At 70.8% G+C, this 21230-nt stretch carries 17 protein-coding genes and 1 pseudogene; 5 read left to right on the top strand and 13 right to left on the bottom strand.

What is annotated here, in order from left to right:
* Window positions 1–21: 21 nt before the first annotated feature.
* Window positions 22–1698, top strand: coding sequence for a serine/threonine-protein kinase (locus VT85_RS14240; RefSeq protein ID WP_068416359.1), 1677 nt, complete (start codon window positions 22–24; stop codon window positions 1696–1698).
* Between the two features lie 213 nt (window positions 1699–1911).
* Here the strand turns inward: VT85_RS14240 and VT85_RS14245 are convergent, their stop codons facing one another.
* Entirely contained in the window at window positions 1912–3327 is a 1416-nt protein-coding gene (locus VT85_RS14245; RefSeq protein WP_068416361.1) for a c-type cytochrome domain-containing protein, read from the bottom strand.
* Between the two features lie 67 nt (window positions 3328–3394).
* Window positions 3395–5731 carry a hypothetical protein gene (locus VT85_RS14250; protein ID WP_068416363.1) on the bottom strand — a complete coding sequence of 779 codons (2337 nt, stop codon included), beginning with the start codon at window positions 5729–5731 and terminating at the stop codon, window positions 3395–3397.
* Window positions 5732–6646: 915 nt separating this feature from the next.
* On the opposite strand from VT85_RS14250, the gene VT85_RS14255 reads away from it, so the two are divergent.
* Window positions 6647–7699 (top strand): DUF1559 domain-containing protein, encoded by a 1053-nt coding sequence (locus VT85_RS14255; RefSeq protein WP_068422034.1) that lies wholly within the window; start codon window positions 6647–6649, stop codon window positions 7697–7699.
* Between the two features lie 38 nt (window positions 7700–7737).
* Here VT85_RS14255 and yidD read toward each other — a convergent pair whose 3' ends face one another.
* From yidD to VT85_RS14295, 8 genes are all read right to left on the bottom strand, one after another.
* Entirely contained in the window at window positions 7738–8013 is a 276-nt protein-coding gene (gene yidD, locus VT85_RS14260) for a membrane protein insertion efficiency factor YidD (RefSeq protein WP_082858602.1), read from the bottom strand.
* Window positions 8010–8408: a ribonuclease P protein component gene (rnpA, locus tag VT85_RS14265; protein WP_068416370.1), complete on the bottom strand. Its 399-nt coding sequence runs from the start codon at window positions 8406–8408 to the stop codon at window positions 8010–8012. Before rnpA ends, yidD begins: the two co-directional genes overlap by 4 nt.
* Entirely contained in the window at window positions 8405–8701 is a 297-nt protein-coding gene (locus VT85_RS14270) for a hypothetical protein (protein WP_068416372.1), read from the bottom strand. Before VT85_RS14270 ends, rnpA begins: the two co-directional genes overlap by 4 nt.
* A gap of 22 nt (window positions 8702–8723) precedes the next feature.
* On the bottom strand, window positions 8724–9041 hold the full coding sequence (locus VT85_RS14275; protein WP_068416375.1) for a chaperone modulator CbpM: 318 nt from the start codon (window positions 9039–9041) through the stop codon (window positions 8724–8726).
* Between the two features lie 73 nt (window positions 9042–9114).
* Window positions 9115–10083 (bottom strand): DnaJ C-terminal domain-containing protein, encoded by a 969-nt coding sequence (locus tag VT85_RS14280; protein ID WP_068416381.1) that lies wholly within the window; start codon window positions 10081–10083, stop codon window positions 9115–9117.
* 96 nt (window positions 10084–10179) lie between these two features.
* On the bottom strand, window positions 10180–10590 hold the full coding sequence (locus VT85_RS14285; protein ID WP_068416383.1) for a cytidine deaminase: 411 nt from the start codon (window positions 10588–10590) through the stop codon (window positions 10180–10182).
* A 47-nt stretch (window positions 10591–10637) separates the two neighbouring features.
* Window positions 10638–12416 (bottom strand): NADPH-dependent assimilatory sulfite reductase hemoprotein subunit, encoded by a 1779-nt coding sequence (locus VT85_RS14290; protein WP_068416386.1) that lies wholly within the window; start codon window positions 12414–12416, stop codon window positions 10638–10640.
* A gap of 141 nt (window positions 12417–12557) precedes the next feature.
* Window positions 12558–13682 carry a LolA family protein gene (locus VT85_RS14295; protein ID WP_068416388.1) on the bottom strand — a complete coding sequence of 375 codons (1125 nt, stop codon included), beginning with the start codon at window positions 13680–13682 and terminating at the stop codon, window positions 12558–12560.
* Between the two features lie 279 nt (window positions 13683–13961).
* Here VT85_RS14295 and VT85_RS14300 point away from each other — a divergent pair, with 279 nt between their 5' ends.
* Complete coding sequence (locus VT85_RS14300; RefSeq protein WP_156512874.1) at window positions 13962–14957, top strand: hypothetical protein; 996 nt, start codon at window positions 13962–13964, stop codon at window positions 14955–14957.
* A gap of 139 nt (window positions 14958–15096) precedes the next feature.
* Entirely contained in the window at window positions 15097–16944 is a 1848-nt protein-coding gene (locus VT85_RS29750) for a DUF11 domain-containing protein (RefSeq protein WP_156512875.1), read from the top strand.
* 124 nt (window positions 16945–17068) lie between these two features.
* On the opposite strand, the gene VT85_RS14310 is transcribed toward VT85_RS29750, so the two are convergent.
* Window positions 17069–17638 (bottom strand): GlcG/HbpS family heme-binding protein, encoded by a 570-nt coding sequence (locus tag VT85_RS14310; protein WP_068416397.1) that lies wholly within the window; start codon window positions 17636–17638, stop codon window positions 17069–17071.
* Window positions 17639–17697: 59 nt separating this feature from the next.
* Window positions 17698–19083 carry a DUF1501 domain-containing protein gene (locus VT85_RS14315; RefSeq protein WP_068416400.1) on the bottom strand — a complete coding sequence of 462 codons (1386 nt, stop codon included), beginning with the start codon at window positions 19081–19083 and terminating at the stop codon, window positions 17698–17700.
* Window positions 19084–19353: 270 nt separating this feature from the next.
* Between VT85_RS14315 and VT85_RS14320 the strand changes: the two genes are divergently transcribed.
* Window positions 19354–20859: a DUF1501 domain-containing protein gene (locus VT85_RS14320; protein ID WP_068416402.1), complete on the top strand. Its 1506-nt coding sequence runs from the start codon at window positions 19354–19356 to the stop codon at window positions 20857–20859.
* A 17-nt stretch (window positions 20860–20876) separates the two neighbouring features.
* Here the strand turns inward: VT85_RS14320 and VT85_RS14325 are convergent.
* Window positions 20877–21218 (bottom strand): annotated as a pseudogene (locus VT85_RS14325) (Uma2 family endonuclease); the annotation flags it as partial.
* Window positions 21219–21230 lie beyond the last annotated feature (12 nt).

Genomic DNA, 21230 nt, shown 5'->3' on the forward strand with positions numbered 1-21230 from the left:
TCGTTGGAATCGAGTCGCACCATGAGCACGGACCACATGCGCACGGAACCCGCCGGGGATTCCTACATCGACCTGATACCCACCGAGTTCCAGCTCCCCCCGGCCGACGACGGGCTGATGACGGCTCGCCTCGAGCCCCACGTCGGCGCGGCGACCGAGTTCTCGGGGAGCCTGGCGGCCGAGACCCAGGACCTGAGGCGGCGTCGGCTGGCGTCGGCCGCCCTGTTCCTGGCCTTCATCACGGCGGGGCTCCTGGCCTGGTCCCTCCTCGCCGGCCATTTCGGCCGGAACTGGGGGGCGAGCCTGATCCGAGTGGGGCAGTTCGTCCTCTCGTCCGGGGTGGCGGCGGTCCTCCTGAGCCGCGAGCCGCTCTCCCGGAGGACGGTCAAGGGACTCGAATTCGGCCTCTTCGGGGCCATCGCGCTCTCGATCGGGGCCGCGCAGTACCTGCTCGGCGTCGAATATCTCCGCCAGTCCGACGCGCTGGGGATGGCGACCTACCTGAAGAACGGCGTCATCGGGTCGATCGTCCTGATGCTCCTCTACGGCGCCCTGATCCCCAACGACGCGGCGACGGCCGCGAAGGTCATCCTGAGCATGGCGCTCGTCCCCGTCGTCGCCTTCACCCTCCTGCTGGAATTCGAGCATCCGGATCTGGTGGAAGAACTGGAGGCGATGCGGTCCTCGGAACATTCGGGGTCGAACGTCGTCGCCCTGCTGTGCGGGGCCTCGCTGGCGATCTACTGCGCCCACGTCCTCAACGGCCTCCGCAAGGACCTGCACGACGCGCGCAAGTTCGGGCAGTATCAGCTCGGCCGCCGGATCGGCGTCGGCGGCATGGGAGAGGTCTTCCTGGCCGAGCATCAACTCCTCAAACGGCCCTGCGCCCTGAAGCTCATCAAGGGAGACGCCGGCGGCGACTCGCTGGCCCTGGCGCGGTTCGAACGCGAGGTCAAGTCGGCGGCGAGGCTCTCGCACCCGAACACCATCGCGATCTACGACTACGGCCGGACCGACGAGGGGACGTTCTACTACGTCATGGAATACCTCCCCGGCATGAGCCTCCAGGACCTGGTCTCGCAGCACGGGCCGGTCTCCCCCGGCCGGCTCCTCTACCTGCTGCGTCAGGTCTGCGGAGGATTGGCCGAGGCGCACGCCCTGGGGATCATCCACCGCGATCTCAAGCCGGCCAACATCTTCGTCGCGCTCCGGGGGGGCGAGGCCGACGTCGCCAAGATCCTCGACTTCGGCCTGGTGAAGCTCACCGCCGACCCGGACGCGCCCGAGCTGACGACCGATCGCAGCGTGAGCGGAACCCCCGCCTTCATGGCCCCCGAGCAGGCGACCGGCGACCGTCCCGTCGACCCTCGTACCGACGTCTACGCCCTGGGCGCGATCGCTTACTACGCCCTCACCGGCCGCCCCCCCTTCGAGGGGACGACCGCGATGGCCGTCATGATCGCCCAGGTCCGGGACCCCGTCGTCCCCCCCTCCCAGGTCGTCGAAGGCGTGCCCGAGGACCTCGAGCGCGTGATCCTCCGCTGCCTCGCCAAGGCCCCCGACGACCGCTACGCCAACGTGAAGGCGCTGGCCCGCGACCTCGCCGCCTGCGCCTCGGCGCGAGACTGGGACGAGGACCAGGCCGAAGCCTGGTGGAACGCCCTCTCCGAGCCCGTCGCGGCTCCCGTCATCGCCTGAATCGGCGCAACGAATTCATGCGCCGATAGGATCATATCCTTCTCCCCTGGTGGGAGAAGGTGGCCGAAGGCCGGATGAGGGGATCGTCGTCGCGGATGGACCAAGGAAGCGACGGCTCTCGTGCTCGCCCCCCTCATCCATCCGCCGCCGCGCGGCACCTTCTCCCACGAGGGGAGAAGGGTGCCTGGCGACGGCTCGCGTCCTCGCGGACGGTCAGCGGGCCGCCTGGTCGCCGGGGGGCTTGAAGCCGGGGGCGGCGAGGAAGGTCTGGAGCGGCTTGCCGTCTTCGAGGTTCCAGAGGCGGACTTCGCCGTCCCAGCTCCCGGAGGCGACGAGCTTGCCGTCGGGGGAGAAGGCGGTCGAGTAGATCCAGTCCTTGTGGCCTTCGAGCGTGCGGAGGGCCTTGCCGTCTTCGAAGTTGTACACCCGAACCTTGTTATCGCCGCCGGCGCCGGCGAGGGTCTTGCCGTCGGGGGTGAGGGCGATCGCGAACACGGCGGCGCCGAAGCCGGCGATCTTGCGGACTTCCTTGGCCTCGCCGTCGATGGTCCAGATCCGCACCTGGGCGTCGCCGCCGGCCGAGACGACGGCCTTGCCGTCGGGGGCGAACAGCACGCCGTAGACCGGCTGGCCGTGGCCGGGGAACGTGACTAGTGACTCCTTCTTCTCGACGTCGAACACCTTGCTCGACTTGTCGCGGCTGGCCGTGGCCAGAAGCTTGCCGTCGGGGCTGAACGCGATGTCGAGGATCCAGTCGGCGTGGTCCTCGACCTGGAAGAGCAGGTCACCTTTCGCCGTGTCGAAGACGCGGAGGATGCGGTCGGCGCCGGCCGTGGCGATCTTGCTCCCGTCGGGCGTGAACGCGACCGCGAACACGGCGTCCTGGGCCTCGGCCAGGTCGCGGACGAGCTTGGGCTCGGCGCCCGGCTCCAGGGCGTAGAGCTTGGCCAGGCCGTAGAGCCCGGGGTCGCCGCCGGCGGTCGCCATCCACTTGCCGTCCTTGCTGAAGGCGACGTCGTAGGTCCGCTCGGGAAGCTCTCGGAGCCGACCGGCGAGCGCGGCGTCGGCGACGTTCCAGGCCGTCACCTCGTGGTAGCCGGCGGCCTCGACACGGGCATTGTCGGGCGTGAACGCGACGGACGTGATCGGCACGGCGACGGGGTAGGAGTCGGGGACGTCGACCTTCCGGGTCCTGCGGAGCAGGAACGTCCAGTCCTCGTCGGCCGCCTTTCCGTCGTATTTGGCGCCCTCGGCCACCCAGCGTTCCAGCAGGGCGATCTCGGCGGCGTCCAGGGGATCTTGCTTGAACGGCATGCGCGGGTCGCCCTCGGGGCGGATCAGCTCGATGAGGTAGCTCTCGTCGGGCTTGCCGGGCTCCAGGGTGATGTCCTCGCCGACCTTTCCCCCCTTGGCGAGCTTGTCGAAGCTCGTCATGACGTACTTGCTCTCGGGCTTCTTGGGGTTGTGGCAGGCGATGCAGTTCCGCACCAGGATGGGCGCGACGTCGGCCATGAAGCTGACGGGTTTCGGGTCCGTCGGCTCCTCGGCCGAGGCCGGCAGGGCGAGGGGCGGGGAAAGCAGCAGGACCGTGGCGATCAGGCGTCGTCGCGACGAGCAGGGCCGGAACATACGCAGGCTCCCGGAGGTTCTTGGGCTGGGGCTGGTGCTGGTGCTGGGGCGAGGGCGGGGAACGGGGTCATTTCGGCGGGGCGGCGACGATCTTGGCGGCCAGCGGGGCGGGGGGGAACGCGTAGTCCTTCTTGTCGATCTGGAACGCCGCGGCGACCGTGGCGGCGGCCTCGGCCGGCTTGGCGTCGGCGTCGGCGACGGCCTTCACGACGAAGTCGGTGGCCTCCGGCGCGACGGTGACGGGCTCGGCCTTGAGGCCGGCGGGGAGGCCGTCGAGCTTGACGACGACGGGCTCCTTGAAGGCTCCCTTGCGGACGACCTTCCCCTTGATCTCGACCGTCGCTCCGGGCGCGGCCTCGACGGCCGGCGTCTCCAGTGTCAGGTCGATCGGACGGACGACCTGGAGGGTGACGGCGGGGGCCTCGATGGTCCGCTCGACCTCGCCGAACTTGCCCTTGGCCGAGAGGCCCAGAGTCGTCGTCCCGAGGGCGGCCTCGGCGGCCACGGCGACGACGAACGGGGCGTCGGCGGCCTTCTCGGCGACCTTCACGACGGCGGCCGTGAAGCCCGGCGCCGGGGGCAGGGCCGACAGATCCATCGCCGCGTCGGCGCCGGGCGTCCGGGCGATCGTGACCGGGATCGTGACCGGTTGGCCGTGGATCGCCTCGATCGGCCCGGCGGGGGCGTCGAGCGTGACGACGCTGGGCTGCGCGGGGGCCGTGGCGAGGGTCTCTCGCTCCAGGGCGTTCGTCGCCAGGTATTCTTGCTGTGCGAAGACGTCGCGGCGGGAGGCGACCCGGCGGATCGGGCCGTCGGGGCCCTGGCCCTCGCCGACGATTTTGAGGTCGGCCATCGCGAACGTCGCGTCGGCGGCGGCCGAGAGCGAGAGCTTGCCGATCGCCTGGCCCGCCGCCACGCTCCCCGGCCGGAACGTCAGCCCGGCGGGCGGGTCCTGCACCGTCAGGCTCACCGGGCCGTCATAGCCTTCGCGCGTCAGCGTTACGCCGACGACCCTCGTCCCGCCGCGCGGGACGTTGGCCTCGGACGCATCCAGGGCCAGGCCGAAGTTCGGCGAGGCGGGCTCGACGACGATCCGGTAGGGGAAGCCGACCCCGCCGCGCTTCTCCATGTCTCGCAAGACGAGGGTGACCTCGTCGGCGTCGGCCGGCACGTCCACGGCCAGGGCCGGGTCGGGATTGATCGTGTTCACCGCCGCCCCGGCGCGCATCGCCCCGGCGATCGACTGGTCGTCCCCCTGGGCGATCGCGGCTCCCTTGGGATTCAGGACCTGGAGCACGGCATCGAGCGAGGAGCCGAGGCTCGCGGCCTCCACCCGGACCCGGAGCTTGGCCCCCGGCTTGGTCGCCACGACGAAACGGTCCTCGTCGCCCGGCGGATCGATCCGGCCGTTGAGCACCGCCGGCGCGGCGACTCGGATCGGCGGCGCGGCCGGGTCGGTCGGCTCGCGGATTTCCGGGACGCGCGAGACGACCAGCGGACGGATCGATTCCACGTCGATGCCGCTCGCCCCGCCCGCGAAACGGGGCCAGGCGACCTCGGCGAGCGGCATCGGTTCCAGGCGGGCGACGGCCGCCCGAGGCTCCGGCGAGGTCCCCCCACGCAGCTCGAATCCGACCGTCTCTCCGTCGCGGCCTCCGAGCGGGTAGACCTCTTCGGCGATGGGAATCTCGCCGACCAGGAGGCGATAGACCGGCCGACCCCCGCCGGCGTAGCGCGAGTCGGAGATTTCGACGACGTAGTCGCCGTCTTCCGGGAGTTCGACGATCAGCCTGGCGTCGGTCAGCAGCCCCGGCGTGTCGTCGGCGGCGGCGATGAAGCGCCGCGAAGGGGTGGCCTGCGTCAGGCGGATGGACGGATCGAGCACCGACCCGATCCTCGCGCACTGGGCGTCGACGACGATCTTTTGCCCTTTCTTGCCCGCGAACCGAAACTGGTCGACGTCGTTGCCCGCCGTACGGCCCTCCACGACCACGGGGGTCGCGGCGAGCGCCTGGGCCGTCTCGAAGCCGTCGTTGGCTTCGACCTCGGCGACCTGGGCGAGCTGTCCCACGGCGAACAGGAGCGGGTTGGACACTCCTTCATCGGTCTGCACCCGGATCGGATAGACGCCGATCGGCACGCCGGCGGGCACGGTCAGCCGGAACGCCCAGCCTTCGGGCTTGCTCCGCTCGGGCGGGAGGGCCTCGACCTGGAAGGGGAACGAAGCGATCAGCCGGGGGTTGGCCGCGAGGCCCGTCCCCGTCAACGTCACCTCCGCGGGCTCGCCGCGACGCGCCCCGAACGGCGAGGCGTCGTTGACCTTCGGCGGGTCGGCCCACGCCTCCGACCCAGCGACGACCAGGAATCCCAATACCAGCAGGCCGCATCGCCCGGCTCGAGTCATGAATCCAGCTCCGTGCACTTGTTGAAACGCGCCCGTTCTGGTTTGGAGGGTGGACGCTGCGGTGGGTGGTGGGAGGGCTGTTCAACGAACGTTCAACGTCGCACGCCGCCGTCGCTTTGTCAAGGATCGCTCCGGCCGAGCGTCGCCGCCGGAAGCTGGATGCTTGACAGCGCCCCGACCCCGTTGAAAGATAGACCCATCGCACATGCGGCCTCCTCCAACTTCTCTCCCCACCCCGGCTCGACACACGAATGCCCGCTTCGCCCCGGCGTCGATCCCGGTCCTCCTTCTGCTCGCGAGTCCTCGCGGCGCTGTTCGCGCTCGGGCTGTTCGCGGCGGTCGGAGGGGAGGCCAGGGCGTCTGATCCGGGCGAGCACGCCCGCTTCTGCAAATGCGGGCCGCGATGCCGGGGAGGCGTCTGCTGCTGCGTCCCGAAGCCCTCCGCGAAGCCCTCCCCCAGGTCGAGGCCGGAGACAAGACAGAAGGTCGCGGCCGAACCCACGCCGCCCGCCCCCGCCGGGCCATGCTTCGGTGCGGACCCCGGCGGCGACGACGTCGCGCCGACGAAAGCCGCTCCGATCCGACCGGGACATGACGCCCTCGCCGCCGGGTTCGGTGGACGAGCGGACTGCGAAGAAGGCCGCATCCCGCCCCCCGCGTCCGATCGGCTCCCCGCCGAAGGGCCCGACCGTCTCGACCGACCCCCGAAGCCAGCTCCCTCGGCCTCCTGAGCCTCGCGGCCTGCGCCGCCGAGGCCGTCCCGCGCGCTTCCTCGCGACGCGCTCGGGGCTCGCCGCATTCGATTTGATCGGAGCTGAGACCGCGCCCGCCGCGCCCGTCGAACGCCTGGAGGCGTCCCCGGGGCGGGCGGCCGCGCGCACCGAGGGATCCATCTGCAAAGGGGCGGAATATAATATGTCGAAGCGAAGAGCTTTCACGCTGATCGAGCTTCTCGTGGTGATCGCGATCATCGCCGTGCTGATCGCGCTGCTGTTGCCGGCCGTGCAGGCGGCGCGGGAAGCCGCGAGACGGGCGCAATGCACGAACAACCTGAAGCAGCTCGGGCTGGCGATGCACAACTATCATTCGTCGCTGAACGTCTTCCCGGTGGGCTTCCTCTACCCGAGGGCGAGCCAGGTCTACCCCGGGGTTCCGGCTTTGCATTACCGGTGGTCGGTGCTGGCGCAACTGTCGCCGTACCTGGAGCAGTCCACGGTCTACAACGCGCTCAACATGGACTGGCCGATCGCGGCGGGACCGTCGAACGTGCTGGGGACCTCGCCCTGGACGCCGTTCGGGGCGAACACGACGGTGATGGCGGCGAAGGTCGCGTTCTTCCTCTGCCCGAGCGACTCCACGCCGCCGCCGACGACCCTGCCGGGGGGCGTCCTCTCGGGGCCTTCGAACTACCAGTTCTGCACCGGCGACGGCTCGCCCGGCAGCGCGACCCCCGGGGACGCGGGGCTGTCGGTCGGGGCCAACGGCGCGTTCGTGCTGGGGCCGCCGCAGTCGGCTTCGAGCATCTCCGACGGGCTGAGCGGCACGATCGCCGCGTCCGAGCAACTGATCGGCACCGCCGGCGGAGGAGCCGCGACCGTCGTGGGCGCGAACCCTCCCGTCGACGTCCGCCGCGCCGCCGCAATCGGCTCCACCCCTCTGAGCGACGCCGGATGCGCGGCCCCGACCGGCTGGCGGCTCGACAAGGGCTTCGGCTGGTGGGACGGCGACTATCGCACGACGCTGTATAATCACTACCTGGCGCCCAACGCCCGGCAGTTCGACTGCTGGCAGTCGAGCCCGCCCCACAACCCGGCGATCAAGACGGCCCGGAGCAACCACGCCGGGGGCGTCTCCGCCCTCTTCTGCGACGGCCACGTCCAGTTCGTCAAGGATTCGGTGAGCCTGCCGACCTGGCGGTCGATCGCCACCCGCAACGGCGGCGAAGTCGTCTCGTCGGACTCGCTCTGACGAACGGCACGGCCTGAAGCCGTCCCTCGGACCCCGGCTCAGGGCGGATCGTAGCCGCCGGGGTTCCAGGGGTGGCAGCGAGACAGTCGCCGGAGACCTTTGGCGAGGCCGACGATCAGGCCGTACTTGCGCAGGGATTCGATCATGTATCGGCTGCAACTCGGATGGAAGCGGCAGACGTTCCCCAGGAGGGGGCTGATCGTCGCCTGGTAGGCCCGCACGGCGGCGATCAGCAGGCCGACCGCCAGCCGGCCGGGGAGGGCGGCGATTCCGGACGCGAACGAGCGCGAGCGGGGCGGGCGGTGGGCGGTCATGCCGGAGGCGCGGGCTTCGGCTCCCGCTCCCGCTTCCGGACGCCCAGGCGGCGGGCGGCGTCGCGGCCCAGGACGGCGAGCGAGGCCTGGACCTGGGCGAACTCCGCCCGAGGGGCGCGCGGCAGCACCACGAGATCGACGCCCGGCGCGAGGTCGGCCTTGCACAACCGGAAGGCCTCGCGGATCAGCCGCTTGATCCGGTTCCTGGCCGTCGCCCTGCGGACGCGCTTGCGCGATACGGAGACCCCCAGCCGGGGGTGGCCGAGGCCGTTCTCGGCGCCGTAGACGATCAGGACGCCGTCGGAGACCGAGCGTTTGCGATCGAACGCCCGGCGGAAGTCGGCGGGGTCCTTGATGCGCTCGTGGGGGCGGAAGCTCAGGTCCGGGGTCGTCACGCGGGGCGATCCTTGTCGGGCTCGGGGCGCCGTTCGGAGGGGTCGGGGAGGGGGGCCGCGGGGAGGTTTCCCAGGCGGTCGCGGACGAGGTCGGCCCGGCGTCGCAAGTGCCAGATCAGGAGGATTCCGACGGCGGCGAGCGTGGCGAGCAAGGCGCCGAGCAACCCGCCGACGGCCCGGCCGAGCCGGGGGCGGGCCTCGGGATGATCGCGGAGGATCCGCCCCAGCCGGGTCTTGGGCTCCGGGGCGGCCGGGGCCTGGGGGTCGTGCGGCTGGGGCTGCTCGCGCGTCATGGGCGGACGCCGTCCGTTCGGGTCAAGAGGGGCGGTCGGAGGAGCCGGGCTCGTCGACCAGGGTCCGCAATTCGTCGGCCAGGTCCGCCAGGTGGTCATGCAGGTGGGACATCCGGTCGCGGAGTCGGAGGATCACCTCGACCCCGGCCAGGTTGACGCCGAGGTCGCGCTGGTAGGTCATGATGGACCAGATCCGGCGCACCTGGGAGGGCTCATAGCCAAGGACGTCTCCCTCGCGCGCGGAGTGGACGAGGCCCAACTCCTCGTAGCGGACGAGCATCTGGACCGAGATCGAGAGATGCCGGGCGACGCTTTCGCGGGGGATGATCCGTTCGTTCATGGCCGGCTCGGATTCGGATAAGGCGTCTCGGTTGCGCGAGGGGGGCCGCTCCTTCCCGACGGAGGGCCGGGGGTCACCACAACCCCGCCCGCGGGTTCTGCTTGTTGCGGTCGGCGAATTCCTGGATCAGTCGGCGGCTTTCGTCGTCGACGTTCTTCGGGGCCACGATCTTGACCACGACGAAGAGGTCGCCGTCGGGCTTGCCCGCCGAGCCCGGCACGCCCTGGCCTTTCAGCCGGAGCTTCTGGCCGCTCGACGCCCCGCCGGGGATCGGCAGGGCTTTCATGCCGTCGAGCGAGGGGACCTCGACCTTGGCGCCGAGGACGGCCTCGGCGACGGTCAGGGGGACCTCGACCAGCAGGTCCCGGCCCTCGCGCTTGTAGTAAGGATGGGGCTCGATCGCGAGCGTGATCGTCAGGTCGCCGGCCGGGGAGCCCTTGGGGCCGGGTTCCCCCTGGCCCTTGAGCCGGAGCTTGGAGCCCTCGTCGACCCCCGGCGGGATCTTGACCACCAGGCTCTCACGCCGGCCGTCGCCGCGCTGCAGCTCGATCGAGGTCTGGCCGCCCCGGACCGCGGTGAGGAAGGGGATGGACAGGTGCGCTTCGACGTCGCGGCCGGCGCGGGGACGGGCGGCCTTCCCGCCGCGCATCCGCCCCAGAAGGTCGTCGAACAGGCCCGCCCCCCCTTCGGCCCCTCGGCCGCCGCCCTGCCCGAACTGGCCGAAGAACTCGCTGAAGTCCACGGTCTCCTGGCCGGGCTCGCCGAACCGGGCGGTCCATTCCGAGGCGCTGGTGCGCGGCCCGGCCGCGCCCATGCCTTCGAAGCCCGCGGCGCCGTAGCGGTCGTACATCGACCGCTTCTCCTGGTCGGACAGGACGTCGTAGGCTTGCTGGACTTCCTTGAAATTCTTCTCGGCGGACTTGTCGCCCGGATTCACGTCCGGGTGATATTGCCTGGCCAGCTTCCGGTAGGCTTTCTTGACGGCGTCGGGGGTGGCGTCGCGAGCCACCCCGAGGACGTCGTAGTAATCGCGATCAGGCATAACGCTTCACGACCTTAGCTTGGTCCAGGGGATCGACCCGACCCATTGTAGCCCGCGCGGGCGGGACGATTCAAGCGAGCCGGGGGCGTCGCCGGGTCAGCCCAGGTTGCGGGGGCCAAAGGCGTCCGGCAGGAGCCGGTCCAGGGTGGTCCGCAGCCTCTCCGCACCATCGCAGACGGCGACGATCTCGCAGGCCGTGCCGAACTCGTTGAGGACCTGGCGGCAGGCGCCGCAGGGGGCGGTCGGCGTCGGAGTCGGCGTGTAGACGAGGACGGCGAGGACCGTCGGCGGGGCCTCGCCCGAGGCGACGAGCCCGAACACGGCGTTCCGCTCGGCGCAGATCGTCAGCCCGTAGGAGGCGTTCTCGACGTTGCAGCCGGCGAAGACCTCGCCCCGGCCGCTCAGTACGGCCGCGCCGACGCGGAAACCGCTGTACGGGGCGTAGGCGCGGGCCGAGGCTTCCCGAGCGGCTTCGAACAGGCGTCGAAGATCGTCGTCGGAGAGCATCGGTCCGCGTCCTCCGTCCCGGCGTCGCGCGATCGATCCGATAAGGGTCAGTCGGCCGCGGCGGCCGCGCCGACCTGGGCCAGCTCCTCGACGCCCACGCGATGGCAGAAGTCGCCGAAGCTCTCGCCGGCCTGTCGTTCGCTCTTGAAGCGGGCGAAGACCGGGGCCAGCTCGGCGGCGATCTGGTCGTGCGGGACGTAGTCCTTGAACTCGACGTTGAGCCGGTCGCCCAGCGTTCGGCCGCCGAGGAAGACCGTGTAGGTGCCGGGGCCGGGGATGCCGTCGGGCCCCAGCTTGGCCGAGCGGCCGACCAGGCCGATGTCGGCGTTGTAGGGCCGGGCGCAGCCGTTGGGGCAGCCGGTCATGCGGACCGTCAGCCGTTCCGCTTCCAGTCCCTGGCGGGCCAGCTCGGCTTCGAGCATGTCGATGACCGAGGGGAGGGCCCGCTCGGCGTCGGTCACGGCGAGGCCGCAGGTGGGGAGGGCGGGGCAGGCCATCGACCAACGGCGGACGGTCGACACCTGCTCCACGCTGGCGATCCCGTACTCTTCCAGCCAGGCGTTGATCTCGTCTCGCCAGGCCGGGTCGAGGTCGATCAGGAGGATCTTCTGCTGGCAGGTCAGCCGGGCGGGGGTCTGGTACTTCTCGAAGAACGCCTTCAGGCCGCTGGAGAGGCGCATCGAGCCCGAATCCTTGATCCGGCCGTTCTGCACGGGAAGGCCCAGGAAGAGCTTGCCGTCCCCCTGCTCGTTCCAGCCCAGGTGGTCGTCGACGTCGGTGATCGGCAGGTCTCTGGGGTCCTCCAGGGGGCGGCCCAGGTATTCCTCGACCTTGGCCCGGAAGGCGGGCATGCCCCAGTCGGTGATCAGGTACTTGATCCGGGCCCGCTTGCGGTCGGAGCGGTTGCCGAAGTCGCGGAAGACCCGGACGACGGCCTCACCGACGGCCAGGACCTGATCGCGGGTGATGTAGCCGAGCGGCTGCGACAGGAACGGGAAGGTCTTATCGGCGCTCGGGGTGGTTCCCAGGCCGCCGCCGACCAGGACGTTGTAGCCGACGATCGAGCCCCCTTCGACGTGCGCCAGGAACGAGAGGTCGTTCGCCAGCACGTCGGTGCAATTGTCGTCCGGGAAGGCGAAGGCCGTCTTGAACTTGCGCGGGAGGTACGTCTTGCCCAGGATCGGCTCGACCGGGTCGTCGCCGGGCTGCTTCAGCAGCGGGGCGCCGGCGGGGGGGAGGGTCTGGATCCGTTCGCCGTCCAGCCAGATGTCCCAGTAGCTGCTGGTGCGGGGGGCGACGTGGGAGGCCCAGGTCTGGGCGTCGAGGTTCAACTGGTCGTGCACCGCGTCCTTGATCGGGGCCGGGCAAGCCAGGACGTTGCGCTCGACGTCGCCGCAGGCCGCCAGGGTGCAGAGCAGGTTCTCGTTGAGGTGGCGGATCACCACGGCCAGGTCCTGCTTCAGGACGCCGTGGAACTGGAACTCCTGCCGGGTGGTGATCCGCAGCGTGCCGTTGCCGACGACCCGCGCCAGCTCGTCGCAGACGCGGTACTGCTCGGACGTCAGGCGGCCGCCGACCAGGCGGACGCGGACCATCATCATGTGGGCCTTGTCCTGCTTCTCCTTCTTCCGCCGCGCCCGAAGGTCCCGGTCGTCCTGGGTGTAGGAGCCGTGGAACTTCAGGACCTGGCTGGCGTCCTCGGAGAAGGTCGGTCGGTCGTTGTGCACCTCGTCGGCCAGCATCTCCCTGAGGTAGCGGCTGGCCGCCTTGAGGCCCTCGTTCTTGCTCAACTTGGGCGTTTGCGGGCCCCCGTTCGCTTCGGTCATGATCGCACCTCTTCGCGGAACCTCGACTCAATCCTTACTATCTTAGCGAACTTGGTCGTGTATTGACCAGGGGCAAAACGGAACGGAGGCCGCGCGTCGGAAAATTCCGACGGCGGCTCCTTGGGGGCGGGCCCGGGAGGGTTACTTGGGGATCTCGGCCGCGGGGGGGGCGGCGGGGACCTCGATGGGCTGTTGGAGGACGGAGCCGGCGGCGTTGGCGGCCTCGGTCCGCTTCTGGAGGGCCTGGAATTCGATGGCCTGGTCGAGGGACTTGAGGATGATCTCGGTGTTGTCCTCGACGTTGGCGTCCGGCGGGGCCTGGAAGGCGAAGTCGGCGTCGGTGAGGGTCGGCTCGAACTGGATGTTCGTGTAGGTGAGGGTCAGCTCGCTGGGGTCTTGCTTCTCGATGCTGCTTTTGGCGCCGATCTTCTTGCCGTCGATCCCGACCTGGCGGGTGTCGATCAGGGAGGTGACCAGGCGTCCCCGGAGGTCGAGCTTGTAGGGCCAGCCGTTTTGCTTGTCGAGGTAGAGGGTGGCGAAGCTCGGGATGTAGGGGGGAAGCATGCCGACGCCCGGGATGGGGGTCTGGTTCGGCGCGACGATTCCGGTGCGGTCGCGCCAGCCTCCCTTGAGGATCCAGACGGCCTTGCCGTCGAGCTCCCCTTCTTCCTTGGGGGCGTCGAATTTCACGGCCTTGCGGACGCCGGCCAGCAGGGCCTCGGGCCCGGTGAAGCCGAGGCTGGAGAGGATCTGCTCGCGGAGATTGGCGTCGATCTCGGGGGACTCGAGGCGCTGGAGGATCGGCTTGACGCTGAGCTTGCGGTAGGACTGGGCGTCGAGGATCTTCTGGTAATCCCAGAGGACGTCGCCGTCGCAGACCTGGAGCATGGTCCCGGCCGCGCCGGGGAGGCCGGAGACGTCCAGCCGGAGATAGATCCGGGCGGAGGGGGCCTTGATGTAGCGGCCCTTGATCTGGAACTTCTGGCCGAGGATGCGGACGTCCTGGGTCAGGTCGGCGGAGACGGCCTTGATGCCGGCGATCTTCTTGATCGCCTCATCGATGACCGTCTCGGCTTCGGTGGGGGGTTCCTCGGGCTTCTCGGCCTGGGGACCGCCCGGGACGGCGGGGGCGTTCGCGGCGGGGGCCTGGCCCGGCGTGGACGGCGACGGACCGCCCGGCGTCTGGGCGAGGACCGTCGAGGCGATCCAGGCCCCGGCGAGGGACGCGGCGAGCGTGATTGGACGGGCGATCCGGTTAATGCGCATGGTCTGGGTGTACGCAATTTCTCAAGGGTACGGGAAAGATGCCCGATCATATCCCTGGGCGTCTGGAGACGCAAGTCCGGCGGACGGACCGTCCGACCTCGCGATCGACGCGGGGACGGGCGGGGACGGTCACGGGCGAGTCGCGGGACACGACGGCTCGAACGGGCCGGCTCGGTCGCATTGGATGTCAGGACGACACGCATTCTCCCCGATCGGGAGATCGGAAGCGATCGGCCAAGGGCCGGCCGGCTTCGGTCGCGGGAGCTGGAGAGGATTTCCATGCAAACCATCGGAATGCTGCTGCTGGCGGCGGCCGCCACCGGCGACGGATTCGGCTACGGCGACGCCGGAGTCGGCCTGAAGAAGTGGCTGCGGCCGCACGTCGTGGCCAGCTCGCACACCCCGCCCCCGGGCGGGCCTCAGTTCAACGCCGCCACGATGGCGGGCCCCGGGGCCGCCGCGGGCGCCGCCGCGGGCCGTCGCTTCGTGAATACGCGGAGCCAGGTCTACTTCCTGGACCCCGACGGCATGAACATCAGCTGGCAGACCGGCACCGGTCCCGCCGGCGAACGTAGCTACGGCGGGGCCCCGCTGGTCGTCCCCGGCCGTTACAACTTCAACCAGGGCTACATCTACCGCCTGAAGCTCACGAACATCGCGGGCCGTCAGAACGTCGCCCTGTATCCCACGATCGAGGTCGCCCCGACCACCCCCGCCACCGACGCCTACCTGGCGCACAACGCGATCCCGGTCCAGTTCACGGCCGAGGATTTCGACCAGGTCGTCGACGGCGGCAACTTCGTCACGAAGGTCATCTACCTCCCCGATCCCAAGTATCAGGAAGTCGCCGTCTCGGGCGTGGAGACCCTGGTCTCGACGCGGCTGGAGCCGGGCGTCGACCCGATCATCGAGGCCGACAAGCGGGGCACGATCCTGCTGATCGTCCGCCTCGGCGCCATCGACCTGGAGAACTCCTCGGGCGTGGTCGGCGGCGTGCCCGCGGGCCCGGTCGTCGGGACCCCGATCGAAGGCGGCGTCATCAACCTGAACTCGACCCCGGGCTCGGCCCCGGCCGCGGGCCTCGTCCCGCCGGTCACCGAACTGCCCCCGGGCGACCTGCCCCCCGGCGTGACCGCTCCGGCGGCCTCCGAGGCGGTCCCGCTCGACGCTCCGCCGGCCCCCGGCCTCGAGCCGGTCGCGCCGGCCCCGCCCCAGGCCGACGTCCCCGCCCCCGCCCCCGCCCCCGAGCCGGCCCCCGAGGCCCCGGAATTCTGATCTCCGGGCCGACGGCGAAAGACGTCCCGAACCCGAAGGCCCCGGCGGAAGCGTACCAGCGACGCCTTCCGTCGGGGCCTTCGACGACCGCCCGGGGCGAGCGTCCGTTCCCTTCCCTCACGAGCAAGGATCGAGGTCGATGAGCCGACACGCAAAACCACTCGACCACCGGTGGATCAGAGGTGGCCTCGTCGCGATCGCCCTGGGCCTTGCGCCGGCATGGCGAGGGGTGGACGCGGCCCCGCAGGAGATCCCGCCCGGGCCCGCAGCCCCCGCGCCGGCCGGCGTCGCCCCGGAACTCACCCCGGCGCAGCCCCTGGAACCCGCGCCCGCAAGCCCGGCCCCGGCCCCGGCCCCGGCCGCCCCCGCGACGGGCCCGAACGCGCCGGGGATCGTCACGCCCGAGGGCCACGGCCTCCCCGTGAGCCCGCAGCTCGACCCGAACGTCCAGGTCGTCCGGTTCCAGGGGCCCCAGGGCCTGACCGTCGAGGTTCTGGCCCCGCAGACGATCCCGGTGAGCGTCGGCGACGGCGGCGGGATCCTGACCGCCGGCCTCCAGCGCGGGGTCGGTTACCGGCTCCGGATCGGCGAGATCCCCAACCGGCCGGGAGTCGAGCTTTTCCCGGTCGTCCAGGTCGTCGGTCACATGCACCGCCCGCCCGAGGTCGACCCCGGCAAGTACCCGATCCGCGTCGTCTTCAGCGACGAGGAGCTGTGGGACGTCGTCGACCGCGGCCGGCTGGTCACCAAGGTCATCTATCTGGAAGACCCTGAGCAGGCCCTGCCGCTGAAGCTGGGCAAGGACCAGATCCCGGCGGTCGAGGTCGGCGCGGCCGAGGACCCGGTCCGCGTGGCCGCCGCCCTGGGGCGCGTGGTCGCCGTCGTCCGCATCGGCGGTCGCCGGCCGACGCTGGACGAGATCCAGGCCGGCGCGACCGGCGACGTCGCCCTCGACCACCTGGCCGCCCCGTCGGCCGGGCGCTGCCCGTTCACCTGCGGCCCGACCCCGTGCCCGCTCCCCAGCGGCCCGGCCTGTCCTCCCCTGGAGCCCGGCGCCCGCCCGTTGCTCCCTCGCGATGAATACCTGTGCGACGGCGGCGACCACGGCGCCAAGGCCGGAGCCGGGGTCGGCGGTGCCATCCGGGGCATCGACCCTCGCGACGCCGTCGTCCGGTTCGACGTCGGCGTCGACAGTTATCCCGACCCCAAGATCCTCCCGACGAATCGGGTTTGCATCTACGCGCCCCGATTCGCCGAGGTCCGGGTCAGCACCGGGACCATCGAGAACGTCGAGATCCACGGCGTGAATCTCAACACCCTCACCCAGAGGCCCGTCCAGGCGGAGAAGACCGACGACATCCGCCGCCTGGTCCAGAACCAGTCTGCCGAACTGGCCCGCGACCGCCGCCGGGTCCAGGCCGCGCGGGGCCAGGTCTATCCCGGCGTCGGATCCGAGGTCCGAGGCGCGATGGGGTATGGCAACGTCCAGCAGCCCAAGATCGGCTCGCAGGCCCAGGCGGCCGGGACCGAGCGGCGGCGGCAGGCCCCGGTCGTCGCTCGCGACAAGGTCAAGCTGTCGGGCATCAAGACGGCCGAATCGCCCGTGATCGCCGACCTGGTGCAGGGGACCGGCGAGGCCGTCCGGAGCCAGCCGACCCTGGAGATGACCGGCGTGGAGACGCCCCCCAACCGGCCCGGCCTGGCCGTGGTCAAGCGGGTGGACGTCAGCGAGGCCGAACCGGGCGACGTGGTCACCTACGCCATCGCCTATCGCAACATGGGCAACACGCCGATCCGCTCCGTCAGCATCGTCGACAGCCTCCTGCCCAGGCTGGAGTACGTCGCCGGGACCGCCAAGGGCCCGAAGGGAGCCGCGTTCTCCGTCGCCGAGAACCAGGTCGGCTCCACCGAGCTGCGCTGGGACCTCCGCGAGACCATCCCCCCCGGCGCCTCCGGCTACGTCTCGTTCCAGGCCGTCGTCCGCTGAGGCGGGACGAGCCGGACGGAGTACGGAAGCGATAGCGAAAACGGGGGCGTCTCGGCTGGAATCGGCCGACGACGCCCCCGTCTCCGCGCGCCGACCAAGGGTCGGTGATCGAGGCGATCTGGCATTATTCGGCCGCGTGCGGGTCGGGAGCCTTCAGGAGGTCGAGGAGAGCCTGGATGCCGGCCTTCGCCACCTCGGCGTCCTGCTCTCCGGTGCCGCCGCCGACGCCGACCGCGCCGATCACCTGGCCGTCGACGACGATCGGCACGCCCCCCTTGAGCGCCGTCAACTTGCCCCCCGAGGCCGCCGCCGCCGCCGGCAGGCTCAGGCTGAGCAGCAGGTTGGGCTCCCCGCCGGGGGGGAGCGGGCCGGACTCCTGGCGGAAGGTCGCGGCGGCGACCGCCTTCGTCAGCGCGGTCTGGCCGCTCGCCGGCCGCGCACCGTCCATGCGGGCGAAGGCCAGCAGGTGGCCCCCCGCGTCCACCACCGCCAGGTTCATCAACAGTCCCATGGATTTGGCCTTCACCTGGGCGTGGTCCAGAATCACCTCGGCGCCCCTCAGGTTCAGCTCCACCCGGTTGCGGGTCACGAGCGGCGGCTCGCCCGGTTTCGCCTCCTGGGCCAGGGCGAACGAACCGGCGAACGTCGAGACGAGGGCGCAGAACGCGAGCGGGCGCAGGGCGGCGATGGGCATGAAATCCTCGATTACGGGGGAGGGGAGGAAACGGGTCGATTCCGGGACGCGGCGTTCCCTCAGACCTCGACGGCCGTGTAGAGCGGGTCGATGACGTCGCCCGAGCAGAGCTGGAGCGGTCGGCCGAGGCGGTCGCGGATTTCCACCCCCGGGTCGATCCCGAGCGCCCGGTAGACGGTCGCGGCGAGATCCGGCGGCCCGAAGGTCTTGGTGACGGAATACGCGCCGAGCTTGTCCGACTTGCCGATCACCTGGCCGCCGACCACCCCCGCGCCGGCGAAGACCGCCGGGAAGACCGCCGGCCAGTGGTCGCGGCCCGGGACCGCGCCCGGGGTCAGCTGGGAGATCCGGGGCGTCCGGCCGAACTCGCCGAGCATGACGACCAGCGTCTCTTCCAGCAGCCCGCGAGCCTTGAGGTCGTCGAGCAAAGTCGAGACCGCGCGGTCGAGGGCCGGGAGCAGCTCGTCCTTCAGCCTGGGGAAGTTGCCGACGTGGGTGTCCCACGTCTGGACGATCCCCATCGTCGCCTGGACGACCGGGACGCCGATCTCCACGAGCCGACGCGCGATCAGCAGCGAACGGCCGAAGACGTGGCTGCCGTAGCGATCGGCCAGTCGAGGGTCTTCCTGGCCGGGGTCGAGGGCGCGCGAGACCGTGCTGTTGGAGAGCATGGCCATGGCCGCGTCTTGCTGGTCGACGAAGGCGTCGCCGGGGACCGAGGGGGCGGTCTGCGTCAGCAGGTGCTTGCGGCGATGGAGCCGCTCGGGGTTGAGTCCTTCGGGGAGCGACAGGCTGTCGTCGCGGGCGTCGGGCTTGTGGGGGTCGATCCGAAGCTGCCAGGGGTCGTTGCGAGGGCCGAGGAAGCCGGCGTCCTGGCCGGGCCACGTCAGCGGCCCCTCGATCAGCTTCAAGGGGAGGGCCACGCCGTTCGGAATCCCTTCCTGGCGGTCCCGGAGATGGTCGACGACCGCCGCGTAGCACGGGAAGTCGTCGCGCGACGCGACCCGGTCGAGGTCGCTCGCCCCTCGCGGGAAGGAGGGCTTCCCGGTCAGGACGTGATGGGTGGCGACCAGGTGGTTCCCCTCGGGGTGCGACATCGACCGCACGACCGCCAGGTCCTGGGCGCGGGCCGCGAGCCTCGGCAGGTGCTCGCAGAAGTGCAGCCCGGGCACGGCCGTCTGGATCGGGTTGAACTCGCCCCGGATGGCGTCGGGCGCCTCGGGCTTCATGTCGAACGAGTCGTGCTGGCCCAGCCCGCCGCTGAGCAGGATCACGATCACCGACTTCGCCCGTCCGGCGGCCGTTCCGGCCGCCGCCGCCGAGGCCCGGCGCGCCGCGAGCAAGCCGGGGAGAGACATCCCGAGCAGCCCGGAGCCGCCCACCTGCACGAACCCCCGCCTCGACATCCGCGCGCCGACCGATTCCCGAACCTGTCGCTGGCTCATCGCCGTCGCCCTCGTCACGAGGAAGGAATGCCTGACACATGGAGCGGGCGAACCCACTTCCCAATCCCAAAGGCGTTCAAAATCCGAAGTTTAACAATTGCTGGCGAATTCGCCAAGGGGGAGAACCGACCCGGCCGATCTTCGATAGCGAGATTGTTGAATAAGTCTTGAAGGGCGGGTATGGTTCCTGGGGATGAATCGGCCGGGATCCCTGGCTGGGCGTCGTCCTTCGAGCCAGATCAATTCAGGTCAGGTCAGGCGAGGTGATCCATGATCCGAGTCCTCGGCGGTCCCAAGCGGTTGTGCGACGGCCTGACTCGGCGCGATCTTCTCCAGGTGGGCTCGCTGGGCCTGCTCGGGACTGGTCTCGGAGCCGGCCGTGGTGGGCTGGCCGCGGGCCTTGCGGCATCGTCCACGTCGGCCCTGCCGGGGTTCGGCCAGGCGAAGTCGTGCATCCTCCTGTTCCTTTACGGGTCGCACAGCCAGATTGAGACGTTCGATCCCAAGCCCGACGCCCCCTCCCAGATCCGGGGCGAGTTCGGCTGCATCCCAACGACCGTCCCCGGCCTCGACGTCTGCGAGGGGCTGCCGAATCTGGCGCAGGTGATGGACAAGGTCACAGTCGTGCGATCGGTCTCGCACCTCTACCCGGTCCACGGCGTCGCCTACGCGACGACCGGCAATCCGGTGGTCCCGCTGGCGATGGAACTCAGCCCGCGCGACCCGGCGCACTGGCCCTACATCGGCTCGGTCGTCGACTACATCGACGGTGAGCGCGCCCGAGCGACCGGCGATCGTCCCGAGATCCCCCGCAATTTGCAGCTTCCGTTCGCCTTCAGCAGCCAGCGGATCGGCGAGGTCGCCCGCGCCGGCCCGTACGGCGGCTTCCTCGGCCAGGCTTACGACCCGATCTGCACCGAGTTCCTGGGCGCGGGGACTCGGAAGGCGCAGAAGACGCTCGCGAAGCTGGCCTGGGACGATTACGAGTTGTATCGCGGCGTCACCCCGGAGAGTCGCTTCCAGATCGGCGGCGTCGGCGGGGCGGGCGACGGCGTGACCCTGGACCAGCTCGACCGCCGCCGCTCCCTCCTCCAGCAGCTCGAAGACGCGCGCCGCGCGGCGACCCCCGGCTCGGCGGGGGCGGATCGCCACCGGGAGACGGCCTACCGCATGCTCCAGTCGCCCACCTTCCGCCAGGCGTTCGATATCGACGCCGAGACGTGGGACAATCGGGCCCTCTACGGCATGAACCTGTTCGGCCAGGCCACGCTCACGGCCCGTCGGCTGGTCGAGGCCGGCGGCCGGTTCGTCTCGGTCTTCTGGGACGAGTACGGCCTGGCCGGGACCGGCTGGGACACCCACTGGGACCACTTCCCGCGCATGAAGGACGAGCTGCTGCCGGGGCTGGACCGGACCCTCTCCGGCCTGATTCTGGACCTCGACCGTCGCGGGATGCTCGACGAGACCCTGGTGGTGCTGCTGAGCGAGCACGGCCGCACGCCGCAGATCGGCAGCGTGCAGGGCGGGGGCCGCGACCACTGGTCGCGCTGCTACTCGATCCTCATGGCCGGCGGCGGCGTCGCCCGGGGCCGGGTGGTCGGCAAGTCCGACAAGATCGGCGGCGACGTGGTCGATCGCCGCGTCTCCCCGAAGGACGTGCTCGCCACGATGTACCACCTGCTGGGCATCGACCCCAACACGATGATTCAGGACCGCCTGGGCCGCCCCCTGCCGCTCGTCGCCGAGGCCGAGGTCATCCCCGAGGTCCTGGCCTGAGCCCGACGGCCTTCGCGTCAGGGCAGGATCGCGGCGACGTCCAGGCAGCCCCAGAGCGTCCCATCGACGATCAGGTCGATCGCCCCGCTTCTGGGGACGAGGCAGGTGGAGGAATAGGAGCCGCCGCGCGGGCGCTCGTAGACCTCGACGCAGGCCGCCCCCGTATCGACGATCCAGTAGATCGGGACGCCGGCGCTGGCGTAGAGGCTCCGCTTCTCGCCGCGGAGACGACCGAGGTGGTAAAAATCCGCGATCTCGATCAGGAGCACCACGTCGGCCGGGCCGTGATGCCTGACGTCGTAGTCTCTCGTGCCGCCCCGCGCCACCGAGATCGCGGGCTCGGGCTCACTGTAGGGAGGGAGCCGGACCGG

It is taken from the genome of Planctomyces sp. SH-PL62 (assembly GCF_001610895.1).
GTDB lineage: Bacteria > Planctomycetota > Planctomycetia > Isosphaerales > Isosphaeraceae > Paludisphaera.

Bases quoted from the DNA above. Each gene is read 5' to 3' on its own strand.
- VT85_RS14240 (WP_068416359.1), top strand. From the start codon at position 22: ATGAGCACGGACCACATGCGCACGGAACCCGCCGGGGATTCCTACATC.
- VT85_RS14245 (WP_068416361.1), bottom strand. From the start codon at position 3,327: ATGTTCCGGCCCTGCTCGTCGCGACGACGCCTGATCGCCACGGTCCTG.
- VT85_RS14250 (WP_068416363.1), bottom strand. From the start codon at position 5,731: ATGACTCGAGCCGGGCGATGCGGCCTGCTGGTATTGGGATTCCTGGTC.
- VT85_RS14255 (WP_068422034.1), top strand. From the start codon at position 6,647: ATGTCGAAGCGAAGAGCTTTCACGCTGATCGAGCTTCTCGTGGTGATC.
- yidD (WP_082858602.1), bottom strand. From the start codon at position 8,013: ATGACCGCCCACCGCCCGCCCCGCTCGCGCTCGTTCGCGTCCGGAATC.
- VT85_RS14270 (WP_068416372.1), bottom strand. From the start codon at position 8,701: ATGACGCGCGAGCAGCCCCAGCCGCACGACCCCCAGGCCCCGGCCGCC.
- VT85_RS14275 (WP_068416375.1), bottom strand. From the start codon at position 9,041: ATGAACGAACGGATCATCCCCCGCGAAAGCGTCGCCCGGCATCTCTCG.
- VT85_RS14280 (WP_068416381.1), bottom strand. From the start codon at position 10,083: ATGCCTGATCGCGATTACTACGACGTCCTCGGGGTGGCTCGCGACGCC.
- VT85_RS14285 (WP_068416383.1), bottom strand. From the start codon at position 10,590: ATGCTCTCCGACGACGATCTTCGACGCCTGTTCGAAGCCGCTCGGGAA.
- VT85_RS14290 (WP_068416386.1), bottom strand. From the start codon at position 12,416: ATGACCGAAGCGAACGGGGGCCCGCAAACGCCCAAGTTGAGCAAGAAC.
- VT85_RS14295 (WP_068416388.1), bottom strand. From the start codon at position 13,682: ATGCGCATTAACCGGATCGCCCGTCCAATCACGCTCGCCGCGTCCCTC.
- VT85_RS14300 (WP_156512874.1), top strand. From the start codon at position 13,962: ATGCAAACCATCGGAATGCTGCTGCTGGCGGCGGCCGCCACCGGCGAC.
- VT85_RS29750 (WP_156512875.1), top strand. From the start codon at position 15,097: ATGAGCCGACACGCAAAACCACTCGACCACCGGTGGATCAGAGGTGGC.
- VT85_RS14310 (WP_068416397.1), bottom strand. From the start codon at position 17,638: ATGCCCATCGCCGCCCTGCGCCCGCTCGCGTTCTGCGCCCTCGTCTCG.
- VT85_RS14315 (WP_068416400.1), bottom strand. From the start codon at position 19,083: ATGAGCCAGCGACAGGTTCGGGAATCGGTCGGCGCGCGGATGTCGAGG.
- VT85_RS14320 (WP_068416402.1), top strand. From the start codon at position 19,354: ATGATCCGAGTCCTCGGCGGTCCCAAGCGGTTGTGCGACGGCCTGACT.